Below are 15,654 nucleotides of genomic sequence, written 5' to 3' on the forward strand. Positions count from 1 at the left end.
GTTGAACTGATAGAACAGCTGGCCCTGCGCGCCCGATTTCTCTCCCATCATCGCCGCCTCCCTTGCTCACAACGCAAGGGAATCAGCGTTCGCTGAAATGCGCATCGACTTTTTCAACAAAATTGGCCAATTTGAGACCTTAGCCATTGTCCGCCCGAAAGCGGACGTCAGCGGCGCACCTCCCGTTCTGCGCTACCGCTTGGCCAAACCACAAGTATTGAAGCCAAACAACGCATAGGCTGGGCAAAACCCCACCAAGCCTGTTGCTAACGGCACAAGACCAAGCCATCCCCACGGACTCTGCGGTCCAACAAAGACGAGCGAAATGATTGCGAGGCCCGCGATCACACGGATAATGCGGTCCAAGGCGCCTTCATTGGTCGGCATTGCTCTTCTCCTTACTCAGCAGCTTTAAGTCTCGCGACGTGCGGCGCCTCGGGCACAGGCCGCGCATCGTGCGGCTTCTCGTCGTCGCGCATGACGATGTAAATGGCAGGGATCACCAGCACGGTGAGCAGCGTCGATGACGCCAACCCAAACAACAGCGAAATCGCCAGCCCCTGAAAAATCGGATCAAAGAGGATGACGGCAGCGCCGATCATAGCTGCAAGTGCGGTCAACATGATGGGCTTGAAGCGAATAGCGCCGGCTTCGAGCAAAACCTCGCGCAGTGGGCGATCTGCGGTCTTGGCGTGACGAATAAAATCCACCAGCAGGATCGAGTTCCTGACGATGATGCCAGCGAGCGCTATGAAGCCGATCATCGACGTCGCCGTGAATGGCGCATTGAATAGGATGTGACCGATGACAATGCCGATGAGCGTGAGCGGTATCGGCGTCAGAATGACAAGCGGCAGCTTGAAGCTTTTGAATTGGGCGACAACGAGAATGTAGATCGCCAGGATCGCCACCGCGAAGGCTGCGCCCATGTCGCGGAATGTGACATAGGTGATTTCCCATTCCCCGTCCCACAACAAGGACGGGACGCTTTCGTCTCCAGGTTGCCCGTACATTATGATCTTCGGCGCCGGCAGCTCACCCCAATCGTGATCGCGCACGAGCCGCTCAACGTCGAGCATGCCGTAAATCGGCGCCTCATAAGCGCCGGCGAGCTCAGCCATCACCATTTCGGCGTAACGCCCGTTGCGGCGAAAGATGGGATAGGAGCCCGCTTCATTTTCCGCAGTCACAAGTTCGCCGAGCTCAACCAGCCGGGCGCCGTCTTGGCTCGCGGCAACCGGCATCGAAGCCAAGTTCTGATTCCAGGAACGCGCCGCTTGGGGCAGGCGAACGGAAATCTCGATTGGATTGCGCCCCTCCCCGCGATGCGAATAGCCGATGATTTGTCCGCCCATTGCGACGGCCACGGAATCCATCATGTCGCGCTCGGACACACCGAAGAATTCCAGCTGTTCGCGATTGGGCGTGAGGCGCAGGCGCGGGCGCTCGATGCCGAACCCGTTGTCGATATCGACCAAGTACGGCACTTCAGCAAAGATGCCTTGAAGCTCGCGCGCGACCTCCCGGCGCGTTTGGGCGTCCGGACCATAAATCTCGGCAAGCAAGGTGGCGATCACGGGCGGCCCAGGCGGCACCTCGACGACGCGCACCACCGTCCCAGCCGGTATGCTTAGCGCCTGTAGTCGCTCTCGTAGATCAAGCGCGATGGCGTGGCTGGTGCGACTGCGCTCTCCCTTTGGCAAAAGTGTCAGCTGGAGATCCCCAAGCTCCGGCCGCTGGCGCATGTAATAGTGGCGCACGAGGCCGTTAAAGTTGAAGGGCGCTGCTGTGCCTGCGTACGCATCGACGGAGACCACTTCAGGCACCGCGGCTGAAATTGTCGCCGCCTCGATGAGAACACGCTCCGTCGCCTCCAACGACGCGCCCTCCGGCAAATCGAGCACGACCTGCAATTCTGATTTATTGTCGAACGGCAGCAACTTCACGCGAACAGTTCGCGTCGCAAACAGCGCGCAAGCCACCAAGGTGGCGACACCCACAATCACGAGGAATTTTCGCGCGCCCTTGCGGGAGCGGACAATCGGCGCGGCGACGCGCCGGTACATGCGGCCGAAGAAACCCTCCTCGTCATGGTCGTGAGCCGACGAAACTGGTCCGTCGGCCTTGGGCGCGAATTTGATCATCAGCCAAGGTGCGATAACCACGGCGACGAAAAACGAAAAGAGCATGGCCGCCGAAGCGTTAGCTGGGATCGGCGCCATATAGGGGCCCATCAGACCTGAGACGAACATCATCGGCAGCAGTGCAGCGACAACCGTCAGAGTCGCGACGATCGTCGGATTGCCCACTTCCGCCACCGCCGCGATCGCGGCATCGACACGCGACCGGCCGTCGCGCATGGCCCAGTGGCGCGCAATGTTCTCGATAATGACGATAGCGTCGTCGACCAGGATGCCAATTGAGAAGATGATGGCGAAGAGACTGACGCGATTGATGGTGTAGCCCATCAAATTCGAGGCGAAGAGCGTGAGTAGAATGGTGGTCGGGATAACGACCGCTGTCACCATGGCTTCGCGGCGGCCGATGGCGAAGAAGATGAGCGCGACAATCGAGAGCGTGGCGAGACCAAGATGGAATAAGAGTTCGTTGGCCTTCTCGTTAGCGGTCTCGCCGTAATTGCGGGTGACCGCTACTTCGACACCTTCCGGTATCAAACTTCCCTCGAGCGCATGCAGGCGCGCTTCAATAGCTTGCGAAACGAGCACCGCATTGGCGCCGTCGCGCTTGGCGATCGCGAGGCTGACCGCTGGCGCCACGCGCTGATGTTGGCCATCACGCGTGAAGCGCCACACGCGGGCCTGATCTTCGCGTGGCCCGAGCGTCACTTCAGCGATGTCGCGGACATACACGGCTCGCCCATCGGCGGCCTGCACGGTCAGCAAGCCAATTTCCGCAGGATCGTCGAGGGTTTGGCCAATGGCGGTGGAGGTTGTGCCGTCACGACCGCGCAGATCACCGCCTGGGAACGCGCGATTGGCGTTCTGAACAGCCTCGATAACGCGGCCAAGCGGCACGTCGTAGAGCGCCAACCGACCAGGATCGGGGGCGATCCGAATTTCCTGCGGGCGACCGCCAACGATGAAGGTAAGCCCGACATCATCGACCTTCATCAGCTCGCTCTGCAATTCGTCGGCGACCTGATAGAGCGCGCTATCGTCCCAACGATCCGCGGCTTCCGCGTTGGGCGAGAGCGTGATCACCATGATCGGCACATCGTTCACGCCGCGCGCAACGATATGCGGCTCTGGAATGCCGACCGGGATGCGATCGTAATTGGCTCGGATCTCTTGCTGAATGCGCACGATCGCGTCGTCTGGATCGGTGCCGACGAGGAAACGCGCGGTGACCAGCACGCGGTCATCCTCGGTTTGGCTGTAGACGTGCTCGACGCCTTCCACGCCCTTGACGATCGTCTCCAGCGGCTTGGTGATCAGTTCAACCGCGTCCGGCGCGCGCAGACCATCTGCGCGCACGCTGATATCCACCAAGGGCACGGAAATCTGTGGCTCTTCCTCGCGCGGGATGGTGAACAACGCCAAAAGTCCGACCGCGAGCGCGGTCAGCAGAAAGAGCGGCGTCAGGGGTGAGCGAATTGTGCTTTTCGTGAGAAAGCCGGAAATGCCGAGATTCATGCCTCGGGCTCCGGCAAAACGATGACATCGCCGGGTTCAAGGCCCGACAGAATCTCCACGCCATCGGGTGAAGCGTCCGTCGGCATCGCGCCGCCGCGTTGGACCGGCGCATCGATCACGGCTCCGCCCCTGCGCATCAGACGCACATAATCAACGCCATAGCGCGTCTCGATATAGCGCGCCGGGATCACGATCGCTTCGCGATCGCCTGCGGGGATCAGCACCCTAACACGTGCGCCTACGAATTCGCCGCCCAGGCCTTGCGCGTCCAAGTCGGCCATGACGCGACCATTCTCGATCGCTGGATAGACCTGACGCACGCGCACCAGACGGGCGGCGCCGTCCTCTTGCGCATCGAAAATCCGAATCTCTTGCCCTTCGCTCAGAAATTCCGCCTGCGCTTCTGGCAATTCAAGACGCAGCACACGCGCGCCGGTCGCGATAGCGACCACGACTTCACCAGGCATCACAACAGCACCTTGCGGGATCGGCGCGCGTGTGACGCGCCCATCCGCCGGCGCCAGCACGCGACCTTGCGCACTGGCCTCCGAGAGCGCACCGCCTTGTGATCGAGCGGCGCGCAGTTGCGCTTCCGCTGCGCGCGTTTCAGCGTTGACTTGATCCATCCGCGCTTGCGAAAGAAATCCGCGTTCGAAGAGAACCTGAAAGCGCGCCTGATCGGCGCGCGCGCGCTCGGCCGACGCTTCTGCCGCCGCAATCCCAGCCGAGCCGGCTTGCGCCTCTAGGGCCAGGCGTTGATCGCTGATGATGGCCACCACTTGACCGCGCCGCACCTGCTCGCCTTCGCGAACCATGAGCCGGGTAAGAGTGCCCCCTATTCGCGCACGTGCGTCGCCAACGTCGCGGCTCGTGAGAACAGCAGCAGCAGTCTTATAATGAGGCGCTAAGGCCCGCTCGACCGTGAACGGTTCGGCATGCTGTTGCGCAGGCGCCTCGACCGCTCGCTCAGGCTGGGCGCACGCGCCAAGCAGCGCCAAGGCCGCAAGCCATCCATGAACCCGTCTCATTGCGCACTCCCTGGGCCAAACCCTGCGACACCAAAGCGTTCCTGACGTTGCGCCAGATCAAGGCGCTGCGCCTGCGCGGCTGCGATCCTTGCTTTGCGTTTCATCCACGTATTTGCGTATATACGCATGTGCTAATATATATGCAACGGCGCTCCATGCGCCGGGAGGAACAAAGATGGCGACCATAGCAATTGTCGGCGCCGGTCTAGGCGGCGTCCTGGCGGCCTATGAAATCAAAGCTGAAGCGCGCGCGTCGGATAGGGTCGTGCTGATCTCCAAGGGCGACACCTATCATTTCGTTCCCTCCAACCCTTGGGTGGCGGTGCATTGGCGCAAACGCGACGCCATTGAGGTGAAGCTGCCTTCAGTGATGAAGCGAAAGGGTATTGAGTTCACAGCGGCGGGTGCAAAACGTGTTCATCCCGGCGACAATCGGGTCGAACTGAACGACGGGACATCGCTCGCGTACGACTATCTTGTGATCGCGACGGGCCCCGATCTCGCCTTCGATGAGATCGAGGGTCTGGGACCGGAGCGGTTCACCCAATCTATTTGTCACGTCGACCATGCCGAGCGCGCCGCCACAGCATTCGATGTGTTCTGCGAAGCGCCGGGGCCGATCATTGTCGGCGCAGTCCAGGGCGCATCTTGCTATGGGCCAGCCTACGAATTCGCCATGATCCTCGACACAGAGCTGCGCCGCCGCAAATTGCGCGACCAAGTGCCGATGACGTTCGTGACCGCCGAGCCCTATGTAGGCCACCTTGGCCTCGATGGCGTCGGCGACACCAAAGGTCTGCTCGAAAGCGAAATGCGCGAGCGACACATCAAGTGGATCACCAATGCCCGCGTCGCCACAATCGCCGCCGACAAAATGATCGTCGAGGAATTGACCGAAGAAGGCGCTGTCAAAGCTACCCATGAGCTGCCGTTCAAATATGCCATGATGCTGCCCGCTTTCCGCGGCGTGCCGGCGATCATCGGCGTCGAAGGTCTGGTCAATCCGCGCGGCTTCGTGCTCGTGGACAAACACCAGCGCAACCCGACCTTCCCCAACATCTTTGGCATTGGCGTCACCGTCGCCATTCCGCCCACGGGCAAGACGCCAGTCCCTGTCGGTGTGCCGAAGACTGGCTTTATGATCGAGTCGATGGTGACCGCCACGGCGCGCAACATCGGCGCTCTGTTGCGCGGGAAGCCTCCAGAGGAACAAGCCACTTGGAACGCCGTCTGTCTTGCGGATTTCGGCGATGAAGGGGTTGCGTTTATCGCGCAACCGCAAATCCCGCCGCGCAACGTCAATTGGTCCGCGCACGGCAAGTGGGTGCATCTCGCTAAGGAGCAGTTCGAGAAATATTTCCTCGGCAAACTCCGGCGTGGTCAAAGCGAGACCTTCTACGAAGCGCTCGCCCTCAAAGTGCTGGGCATCGCCAAACTTAAAGAGACCAAGAGATGACGCTTCTCACCGCCTGTCCGAGCTGTAGCACGGGCAACCGTGTCGGCGACGGCGAACCCCAAGCGGCCAAGTGCGGGCGCTGCGGCGCCAAACTATTCACTGGGGCGCCGATCAACGTCGACGACGCGGCGCTTGCCGCTCATTTGAAGGTGAGTTCCATGCCGGTGCTCGTCGATATTTGGGCGCCTTGGTGCGGCCCATGCCGGATGATGGCGCCGACCTTCGCGGCGGCGGCCAGTAAGTTTGAGCCACGGGTTCGCTTTCTGAAACTCAACGCCGATCAGAACGAGACGCCGGCGAAGCTCGGCGTACGCGGCATTCCTACCCTTATTCTGTTTCATGAAGGTCGTGAAATCGATCGCCAAGCCGGCCTGATGAGCGCCGATCAACTGAATGCGTGGCTTAACCGAGCACACGCCAGATCTTTAGCGGAGAACCAATCATGACTATCGACCGCGCCGTGTTCGCCTTTGCCGGCCTTGTCGTTCTCGTCGGCCTTGCGCTGGCGACTTGGGTGCACCCCTATTGGTCGCTTCTGTCAGCGTTTGCGGGCCTCAACATGTTTCAGGCCGCGTTCACCGGATTCTGTCCAGCCGCGATCGTGTTCAAGCGCCTGGGCTTCAAGCCCGGCATCCTCTTTAAATAGCGCTATTTGCCGCCGTAGAGTTCGCAGAGCGCGCCCACCAGCTTCTGGGCGGTGGGATTGGCCAGACGATAATAGATGCTCTGCCCGTCGCGACGCGTGGCCACCAATCCATGTGCACGCAATTTGGCCAGGTGCTGCGATAGGGCCGATTGCGCCAAGCTCACATGCTCGCCGAGCTCCGACACAGACATTTCGACATCACTCAATCTGCATAAGATGATCAGGCGCTGATCGTTAGCCAGCAGCTTCAAGAGATCGGCCGCCTCACCTGCCCGGCTCTCAAGGTCCCGGATCGCCTTTTTGCTCTTCGCAGCCGTCGCCATAATCACTCCTTGGCTTATATTAGCGTTCGCGCATATTTTTCCAAGCTTCTTGACGCAGATCAAACCCATCTCAGCTGCGCCGATCGCGCGCGCTTGCATACAATGACGCGACGCCAGGCGGGGCAGCAAAATCCCAACAAGAGACCCTAGCCCCTCGCCACCGAACAGCTGACATTGGCCTTCTGCTGTCTACAAAGTGCAGACGATGGGTCGCGACATTGGAGCGAAGCTCCTGGGCCGACGCCGGGGGTTGAGAGCCAACAGGGCGCCATCTTTCCTATGGCACTCACCAAGCCCTACGTCGCGAAACCAGCTGACCGATGTATCGAGAACGATAGTCACAGCTGACGCGTCATTCTAACGTAGCCACATGGCTACACCTAAACGCTCCACCAAAACGCCCACCGGCAAGCACGAAGTCCGCACCGCGATCATCGCCGCCGCGCGCGATCTTTTCGCCGAGCGTGGCTACGCCGCCGTCAGCGTGCGCGACATCGCCGAAACCGCGCGCGTCAACCACGGCCTCGTCCACCGCCATTTCGGCGCCAAGGATGCTGTGTTGCACGCCGTGCTGCAAGGCATGTTCGAGGACGTTGGCGGTCTTGTTCGCGCCAATCTCAAGCCAGGCGACCCAGACTTCATCGAGCGCCTCTACCCGCTCGCCGCCGCACGCAAACAGGATTGGCAAATCCTGATGCGCGCCGTGCTCGACGGCTTCGACTTCCAAACTGCCGGATTCGAGTTTCCGATCACCGGCGCTGTCGTTGATCACGTGGCGGCGCGACGCGGCTCCCGCAACGAGGCCAGCCGCACCATCGCCGGCGCCATCATTGCCGGCGGAATCGGCTGGCTGCTGCTCGAATCCTACCTCTCGCCGGTGCTGAAGCTCGACGGCGTGGATCACGAGAAGTTGCGCAAGCGCATGGGCGCGCTGTTTCAAGGCTTGGTTGACGCCTAACGACACCGAGTGTAGTCGGGTGACTACATTTCTCGGAGTAACCCATGTCCGCCGACTATATCATCGTCGGCGCGGGCACGGCGGGCTGCGTCCTCGCAGAACGCTTGAGCGCGCGCGGCTTCCGCATCCTGCTGCTCGAAGCTGGCGGCGATCATCGCCATATGCATGTGCAAATCCCCGCCGCGTTCCCCAAGCTGTTCAAGACGCAACGCGATTGGGCCTACAGCACAACCCCGCAGGCAGCACTCAACAACCGCGCGATCTTCTGGCCGCGTGGCAAAATGCTGGGCGGCTCCTCATCGATGAACGCGCAAATCCATCAATGGTGCAGCGCGCACGATTTCGATGATTGGAATATCGAAGGCTGGCGCAGCGCGGATTTGGCGCCCGCGCTGAAGCGCGTCGATGGCGAGCTCAATGGCGGCGCCCTGCGTGAACCCAATCCGCTCACCCACGCCTTCATCCAATCCGCGGCGGCTAGGGGTTTGCGCACAAAAGGTAGCTACAATAGCGGCGTGCTAGAATCCGGCGCCTGGGTCGCCGAAGTCGCGCACCGCGATGGCGCGCGTCTCAGCGCCGCTGACGCCTATCTCGGCAAGGCCAAGACCGCTGGCGTTCGCATCCTTACCCACGCGCACGCCGAGCGCGTCCTGTTCGACGGCAAACGCGCCATCGGCGTCGAACTCCGCCAAGGCCGCGACGTCCAGCGCGTCACCGCAAACGCGGGCGTGATCCTGTGCGGCGGCGCTGTAAACACGCCGCAAACGCTCATGCTCTCCGGCATTGGCCCAGCGGCTCAGCTCAAAGCACTTGGCATTGAAGCGAGACATCACGCTCCCGACGTCGGCGCCAACCTGCAAGATCATTTGATGTTCGTGATGCATTATCGCGCCAAGCGGCCGATCTCGCTGCGCTCGGCCGAAAGCCCGGCCAACCTGCTCCGCTACATCCTGAAGCGCCGCGGCATGCTTGCTTCCAACATCGCCGAAGCCATTGCCTTCTTCGCCAGCACCGAGGGCGCAGCGCCCGATCTTGAGATCGTCTTCGCCCCTGCCTTGTTCGAGAACGAGGGCCTCACGCCTCCGTCTGCGCACGGCTTCAGCATGGGCGTCGTCTTGCTGGCGCCCAAATCACGCGGCCGCGTCACACTCGAGTCGTCCGATCCGCATTCAGCGCCGCTGATCGATCCCGGCTATCTTAGCGATCCGGACGGCTCGGACCTCGCGCGCATCATCATCGGCGCCCGCCGCGCGCACGCAATCGCCACGCAGCCGCCGCTTGCCAACGAGAACACCGGAATGATGCTGCCGCGCGCGCTGGACGATGAAGCGATCACGACCGCCATCCGCGCCACCGCACAAACGATCTATCACCCCGTTGGCACGTGCCGCATGGGCGTGGACGAAAACTCTGTGGTCGATCCAAGCCTCGCGGTGCGCGGCGTCGAGCGACTGTGGATCGCGGATGCGTCGGTGATGCCTGCCATCCCCAGCGGTCACCCCAACGCCGTGATCACCGCCATCGCCGACCGCGCGGCGCATTTGGTCGGCGCTCAGGCTCTGGATACTTCAACTCTGCGCCATGCGAGATCGAGCACCGCTTGAATCCCTTCAATCCCAGAAGCGGAAATCAACAGTCCCACGCCGGACAACAGACTCCCCACGTCCGAAATGCGCGTATCGCGCGCCTCAGTAGCCTCTCGGCGCGCATCACTCCGCCACGCACGCCGCCGCTGACGCCGGAAGCACGGGCGCTGTGGAGCCGGAGCGCCAGTTCCAGGATTGTGCGCCGCTTTGACGACGGCGGCACATCACCTCTTCATGCAATTCGTACATGCCCGGCATGAATTGCGTTTCGAGGCGCGCGCCTTGATTGAACCGCATGAAGGCGCGCTCTCGCGCATACGGCGCCCAAGCAGGCCCATTCGTGGCTACGGGCCCGCCGTTGCGTGCGAAGCTCGTCCAATAATCGATCATCGCATCCGAGACGCTGCGCTGATCGGCGGTATCAGGGATTTGCGGCCAGTGGGCTGGCGTTGCATCGAAGGTGCCGAACACAAACGGTACCTCGCTCGCGTGAAAGGCGGTTAGGTCCGCTTCGGCGGCCGCAGGATAATCCTGGTCGAAGTAATAGAGGAAGGAAGGCTGGCCGATGGCGCTTTGGTTGCGCACCAATCGCTCGGACGCCCAACCGAACACCACGTCGCGCGAAGCCGCAAGCCGCGTCTGTTCAAGGTCCGTCGGCGGGTAGAGTCGCAGATATTCGTCGGCAAGATCGCCGTAGCGCGCTCTAATCTCTGCAACATAGGCGTCCGCATTGGCGGCGAGCGGCGGCAGCAGGAAGCGCAGCCCACGGATTTCGCCACTCGTGAGTCCCGCCATCAACGGCACAGGCGCCTGTTCGCCGCGCTCGAAGGTATCGACGAGCTGGCGTGGAAGAATTCTCCCATCGATGGTGCCGAGAGGCGCGTAGCCAGCCGCGGCGGCGCGATCGATCAGGTCGCGCGCATCCATCGCACGCAGATGCGCCAGATCGGGCGCCGCGACTTGTGTGGCCACCCACGCGCCGATGGCTTCGGCTGAATATTCCTCGTACCGCCCGTTCTTGAGTTCCGGCATTGTGAAGAGATAGCCGCTCTGCACAATCGCCCGATCGAACAGGCCTCGCGCGGCAGGCGACGCGAGGAGCATTTCGGTGCTCAACGCGCCGGCGGATTCGCCGAAGATGGTCACATTATTCGGATCGCCGCCGAACGCGGCGATATTGTCACGCACCCATTGCAGCGCGGCGATCTGATCCATGAGGCCGTAATTGCCCGATATGGCGTCCGTGGATTCTGCGCTCAATTCCGGGTGCGCCAGATAGCCGAGCACACCCAAGCGATAATTGATCGACACAAGCACGACGCCGCGTTCGGCGAATTCGCGGCCGGAATACATCGGCGAGTGCCCGCTGCCCCAGATCAGCGTGCCGCCGTGAATCCACACCATGACCGGTGCATTGCGCGCGTTAGCAGGCGCTGTGACATCTAGCGTCAGGCAATCTTCGGACATCGCGACCTGACCGCGATTGTAGGGCCCCGCCGCCATTGCCGGCTGCATGCAGGCCACGCCGCGCTGCTCAGCGGCGCGCACTCCGCTCCAGCGTGGCAGAGATTGCGGCGCGCGCCATCTCAGATCGCCGATCGGCGCGCGCGCATACGGAATGGCGCGAAACACATTTGCATCGTCCTCCCGCACGCCGCGCACCGCACCAGCGGGCGCATCGACGACGGGCGCGGCGGTTTGTATGGCGGCCTGAGGCGTCGCGCATGAGAGTAGGAAGGCGCACAGCGAGACGCAGGCCAGCACAAGTGAGGGATTTTTCATCGTGCGAGCACTCCGGAAGTCGTCGATGTTTTGATGAGACGCGCCAAGGCGAAATAGAGGAGTGCTGCGATCAGATACATGGGTGACAGCGCGTAGAGCGCTGCCTGCAGGGCGTGCGGCCCATAGTCCGGCGCAAAAAAATCGCTGGCCGCGCCGACAAATGTCGGCCCAAGGCCGAGGCCGATGAAGTTCATCACCAGCAACAACAATGCGCCGGCCATGACTCGTTGGTCGGCGCTCACCTCGCCTTGCACCAAGGTCACCGTGGCCGTCAGGAAGAACGAGTTTAAGAACATCGGGACCATCAAGAAGGCCAACGCCAGCTCCCATTGCGGCGCCCATGCGAAGCCAAGGAAGAACGGAAGCGCCAACACGAGCGAAAGCGCTGGAATGATCGCATAGGCGGCCTTGGCGCGCGGCCCGAATTTGTCGATCAAGCGCCCCGAAACAAAGATACCGCCGCCCATACCAAGGCCGACAACCAGCGCGTACCAGATCGCAACTTCGCTGAGCTCCATGCCCTTCTCGCGCATGAGAAAGAGTGTCGCGAAATTGCTGAGGCCATAGGTGATGAAGTTCGCCGCGCCACTCGCAAGCGCGGCAAGCAAGAGAACAGGGTTTGTAAAGAAGCGCGCGATGGTGGTGAAGAATGGCTCGCGCGGCGTTGGGGTGGCGTTGGCGTCGGGTGCTGTGTCAAATGCGCCGCGCTTGGGTTCAGCGATCACCAGCCAGACAATGATCGCCGTGATCACACCGATGCCGCCAATCACATAGAACGGCAAACGCCAATCGAACGCTGCCGCGAGCGAAGCGCCGAACGCCACACCCAAAGCGGAGCCCAGCGGTGGCCCCAAATTAAAAATGGCCAACGCCGTGCCGCGCTGCTCGCGCGGGAAATAGTCCGAGATGATCGCATAAGATGGCGGTACGCCGCCTGCCTCACCCACGCCCACCGCCATGCGCGCAACGACCAGCTGACCGTAATTGTTCGCCATGCCACAGGCTGCCGTCGCCGCACTCCACAAGCCACACGCGATGGACAGCACCCGCACGCGATTGGTGCGATCAGCGAGCCAGCCCACGGGAATGGCGATGAAGCAATAGAAGAGCGCGAAGTAAAAGCCGGTGATCAGGCCGAGTTGGCCGTCGCTGATTTGCAGCGCGTCCTGAATAGGTTTGGCCAGGATGGATAAGAGCTGACGGTCGAGGAAATTCAACACATAGACGAAACAAAGCAGCCCAAGCACCAGCCCGCGCTGTCCTGGATTCGCCACGCCCGATTTGGCGCCGCCCGTCTCAACCGCAGTCTCGCTCATTCCGTCCCCCTTGCCCCGCGCGTTCTTTGGCGCGTTGGCTCGCTTTCTTGTCTAGTGATGATCAAGCCAACCCGGCCGCCCCTTGCCCCCGCCATAGCCCGCCGCCACCCGCTGGTTCAGCAATGCGGGCGGACGAAAGCGTTCGCCATAGGCCTCATGCAGAATATCTTGCACCTGCAAGCACAAGCCCGAACTCACCGCATCCATCAGCGCAAACGGGCCGATCGGATGACCGAGGCCAAGTTTGCAGGCGATGTCCAAATCCTGCGGCGTCGCCACGCCCTCTTCGACCAGTTTCACCGCCTCGATCAGCATGGCGTGCAGCATGCGATTGACGGCAAAACCTGCAACGTCCTTCACCAGAACAGGCGATTTGCCAATTCTGCGCATGGCTTCGAGCGCGAAGGCGGTCGTCGCCGCGCTGGTTTCAAAGCCAGGAATGACTTCCACCAAAGCCATACGCGAGACGGGTGAGAAATAGTGCGTACCGATGAAGGTAGGGCGACGGCTGGGTGAAAGCGCGGCGGCTAAAGTCGAAATCGGCAGGGTCGAGGTGTTCGAGGCGAGGACACAGCTTGGCGCGCAGATCGCGTCCAGGGATTGGAGTACGCTTTGCTTCACGTCAGCGGACTCAAACACGGCCTCCGTCACCAGATCGCACTCGGCCATGCCCTCAAGGCGCGTCGTGGCCAAGATGCGTGTCAGCGCGAATTCGCGTTGATCGTCCGTATAGGCGCCGCGCGCCGCGCCCTTATCGACGATCGTCCGCAAGCGTGCGCGCGCCTGCTCCAGCCGTACTTGATCAAGATCGTGCAGGATGACTGTGTCGCCGGCGAGCGCAAACGTCAGCGCGATCTCGCCGCCCATGAGGCCGGCGCCCACTACCCCTACCTTCATCGCGCACCCTCCAGCCAATCCTTCGCGCGGGCGCTGTACCAAGGAATGATCTCAGGGTTGGCGATCGCGTCGAGATTGACGACCTTGGCGATTGGCCAGCCTTGGAAGAGCCGTTTGATCGGTAGCTCTTGTTTCTTGCCTGACAAGGTTCGAGGAATTCCCGGCGCGTTGATGAAGCGGTCCGGCACAAAGCGCGGCGACAACGCGCGCCGGATGGCAGAACTCATCGCGGCTTCCATATCCGAGTCCAGCGCGCGGCCATCGCTCGGTACGACGAACATCAAGAGCTTGCTGTCGCCCTGCCCGTCTTCGATATCGATGACAAGGCTATCAGCGACATCGCCTAAATGTTCGACGGCGGCGTAGATGTCAGCCGTGCCCATGCGAAGACCGTGGCGATTGATCGTGGCGTCGCTACGCCCGGTGATCGTGCAGGCGCCATCGGCATCGATTTGCAGCCAATCGCCGTGGCGCCAGATGCCGGGCCAAGCTTTGAAGTAGGATGAACGATAGCGGCTGCCGTCTTCATCGCCCCAGAAATAGAGCGGCATGCTCGGAAACGGACGCGTGACGACAAGCTCGCCCACCTGCCCCACGAGCGGTTTACCCGCATCGTCCCAGGCCTCGACCGCAGCGCCCAGATGACGACATTGCAGCTTGCCCGGATGCGGCGGCAATTCGCGATGTCCCGCGAAGAACGCCGCCGCCACATCGGTGCCGCCGCTAATGTTGCACCACCACATCTCGCCGCCCTTGATGGCGGCGAACTGCGCCGAGCCCCACGACTGCACTTCCGCAGGTAGTGGCGAGCCTGTCGTGCCGAGCGAGCGAATGGCGCTGAGATCGCCGTGATCGCTAATCCTGATCTCGGCTTTGCGACAAGCGCTGTAGAACGCCGCTCCGGCGCCAAACCACGTTACGCGATGGCGCGCAGCGAACGCCCAGAGCGTGCCCCAGTCGTGGCTTCCTTTCGAACCGCTTGGCGCGCCGTCGAATAGGCAAATGGTCGTGCCAAAGAGCAGGCCGCCGACTTGCTGGTTCCACATCACCCAGCCAGTGGCGCTGTACCAGTGAAAGCGCTCCCCGAACGTGTTGGGCGCGTAGCTCGCGCCCAGATCGAAGTGCAGCCGCCCCACATGCGTCGTGACGATGACGCCGCCGTGGCCATGCACGATCGCCTTCGGCAGGCCGGTGGTGCCGCTGGAATACAATATCCATAAGGGATGATCGAAGGGCAGCCATTCAGGCTCGAACGCAGCGACCACCGCATCGTCGCGCGCAAGCGCAGCCTCAAGACTGCGAGCGCCGGGAATATCGGTTTGCGCAAGTCCGCTCTCGACCACGAAGAGCGTCTCGACGCTGGGAAGCGCCTGGCGCAATTCCGCGATCGCGGCGCTCCGATCAAGCGCTTTGCCCGCATAATGTACGCCATCGACGGCGATGAGCACCTTCGGCGCGATTTGGCGGAAACGATCGAGTACGGCGGGCGCGCCCATGTCCGGCGAACAAATGGTCCAGATCGCACCAAGACTGGCGCAGGCCAGCAGCGCGATCACGGCCTCTGGAATATTGGGCAAATACGCAGCGACTCGATCGCCGCGCACCACACCGCTCTCGCGCATCGCCAAAGCGAGCGACACGGCTCGCCGGCGCAGCTCAGGCCACGCAATTTCCCTGACCTGCCCGCACTCATCTTCAGCGACAATTGCCGGCAGGCCCATAGCGTCCGCCGCCTCGATATGGCGGAAGACTTCGCGCGCGTAATTGACCTCCGCACCCTCGAACCATTTGGCGCCGGGCATGCGTTCATCGCCAAGCACGGCTTCAAACGGCGTGCGCGATTGTATCTGGTGGAAATCCCAGATGCTGCGCCAGAACGCGGCCAGGTCCGTCGTCGACCATGTCCACATCTCTGCGTAGTTGCTGAAGCGCAGACCCTTCTCGCGCTCGAGCCAGTCGCGATAGAGCTGCATCTGGGAGATTGGCGGATCTCTCGACATTCGGAGGGC

General features: G+C 62.0%; 13 protein-coding genes. 5 read left to right on the forward strand and 8 right to left on the reverse strand.

What is annotated here, in order from left to right; all coding sequences use genetic code 11:
• Positions 1–192: 192 nt before the first annotated feature.
• From EPJ54_RS08130 to EPJ54_RS08140, 3 genes are read right to left on the reverse strand one after another with little or no spacing between them, the layout of a single operon-like run.
• Positions 193–387 (reverse strand): YgaP family membrane protein, encoded by a 195-nt coding sequence (locus EPJ54_RS08130; protein WP_135211221.1) that lies wholly within the window; start codon positions 385–387, stop codon positions 193–195.
• Between the two features lie 11 nt (positions 388–398).
• Positions 399–3,653, reverse strand: coding sequence for an efflux RND transporter permease subunit (locus EPJ54_RS08135; protein ID WP_135211222.1), 3,255 nt, complete (start codon positions 3,651–3,653; stop codon positions 399–401).
• Positions 3,650–4,681, reverse strand: a complete 1,032-nt coding sequence (locus EPJ54_RS08140; protein WP_135211223.1) for an efflux RND transporter periplasmic adaptor subunit — start codon at positions 4,679–4,681, stop codon at positions 3,650–3,652. The genes EPJ54_RS08135 and EPJ54_RS08140 overlap by 4 nt, the downstream gene beginning before the upstream one ends.
• Before the next feature lie 175 nt (positions 4,682–4,856).
• On the opposite strand from EPJ54_RS08140, the gene EPJ54_RS08145 reads away from it, so the two are divergent.
• The 3 genes from EPJ54_RS08145 to EPJ54_RS08155 are packed head-to-tail and all read left to right on the forward strand — an operon-like array spanning position 4,857 to position 6,783.
• Positions 4,857–6,137 carry an NAD(P)/FAD-dependent oxidoreductase gene (locus EPJ54_RS08145; RefSeq protein ID WP_135211224.1) on the forward strand — a complete coding sequence of 427 codons (1,281 nt, stop codon included), beginning with the start codon at positions 4,857–4,859 and terminating at the stop codon, positions 6,135–6,137.
• On the forward strand, positions 6,134–6,583 hold the full coding sequence (gene trxC / locus EPJ54_RS08150; protein WP_135211225.1) for a thioredoxin TrxC: 450 nt from the start codon (positions 6,134–6,136) through the stop codon (positions 6,581–6,583). The genes EPJ54_RS08145 and trxC overlap by 4 nt, the downstream gene beginning before the upstream one ends.
• On the forward strand, positions 6,580–6,783 hold the full coding sequence (locus EPJ54_RS08155) for a YgaP family membrane protein (RefSeq protein WP_135211226.1): 204 nt from the start codon (positions 6,580–6,582) through the stop codon (positions 6,781–6,783). The genes trxC and EPJ54_RS08155 overlap by 4 nt, the downstream gene beginning before the upstream one ends.
• Positions 6,784–6,785: 2 nt before the next feature.
• Here EPJ54_RS08155 and EPJ54_RS08160 read toward each other — a convergent pair whose 3' ends face one another.
• Positions 6,786–7,106, reverse strand: coding sequence for an ArsR/SmtB family transcription factor (locus EPJ54_RS08160; RefSeq protein ID WP_135211227.1), 321 nt, complete (start codon positions 7,104–7,106; stop codon positions 6,786–6,788).
• A 370-nt stretch (positions 7,107–7,476) separates the two neighbouring features.
• Between EPJ54_RS08160 and EPJ54_RS08165 the strand changes: the two genes are divergently transcribed.
• Positions 7,477–8,064, forward strand: coding sequence for a TetR/AcrR family transcriptional regulator (locus tag EPJ54_RS08165; RefSeq protein WP_135211228.1), 588 nt, complete (start codon positions 7,477–7,479; stop codon positions 8,062–8,064).
• Positions 8,065–8,108: 44 nt separating this feature from the next.
• Positions 8,109–9,668, forward strand: coding sequence for a GMC family oxidoreductase (locus EPJ54_RS08170; protein WP_135211229.1), 1,560 nt, complete (start codon positions 8,109–8,111; stop codon positions 9,666–9,668).
• A gap of 105 nt (positions 9,669–9,773) precedes the next feature.
• Here the strand turns inward: EPJ54_RS08170 and EPJ54_RS08175 are convergent, their stop codons facing one another.
• The 4 genes from EPJ54_RS08175 to EPJ54_RS08190 are packed head-to-tail and all read right to left on the reverse strand — an operon-like array spanning position 9,774 to position 15,645.
• Positions 9,774–11,432, reverse strand: a complete 1,659-nt coding sequence (locus EPJ54_RS08175; RefSeq protein ID WP_135211230.1) for a carboxylesterase/lipase family protein — start codon at positions 11,430–11,432, stop codon at positions 9,774–9,776.
• Positions 11,429–12,748, reverse strand: a complete 1,320-nt coding sequence (locus EPJ54_RS08180) for a spinster family MFS transporter (RefSeq protein WP_135211231.1) — start codon at positions 12,746–12,748, stop codon at positions 11,429–11,431. Before EPJ54_RS08180 ends, EPJ54_RS08175 begins: the two co-directional genes overlap by 4 nt.
• 51 nt (positions 12,749–12,799) lie before the next feature.
• Positions 12,800–13,645, reverse strand: a complete 846-nt coding sequence (locus tag EPJ54_RS08185; RefSeq protein WP_135211232.1) for a 3-hydroxyacyl-CoA dehydrogenase family protein — start codon at positions 13,643–13,645, stop codon at positions 12,800–12,802.
• Positions 13,642–15,645, reverse strand: a complete 2,004-nt coding sequence (locus EPJ54_RS08190) for an acetoacetate--CoA ligase (protein ID WP_135211233.1) — start codon at positions 15,643–15,645, stop codon at positions 13,642–13,644. The genes EPJ54_RS08185 and EPJ54_RS08190 overlap by 4 nt, the downstream gene beginning before the upstream one ends.
• Between the last annotated feature and the right edge of the window lie 9 nt (positions 15,646–15,654).

Origin of the sequence: Vitreimonas flagellata (assembly GCF_004634425.1) — a bacterium.
In the GTDB taxonomy this organism is placed as follows: domain Bacteria; phylum Pseudomonadota; class Alphaproteobacteria; order Caulobacterales; family Aquidulcibacteraceae; genus Vitreimonas; species Vitreimonas flagellata.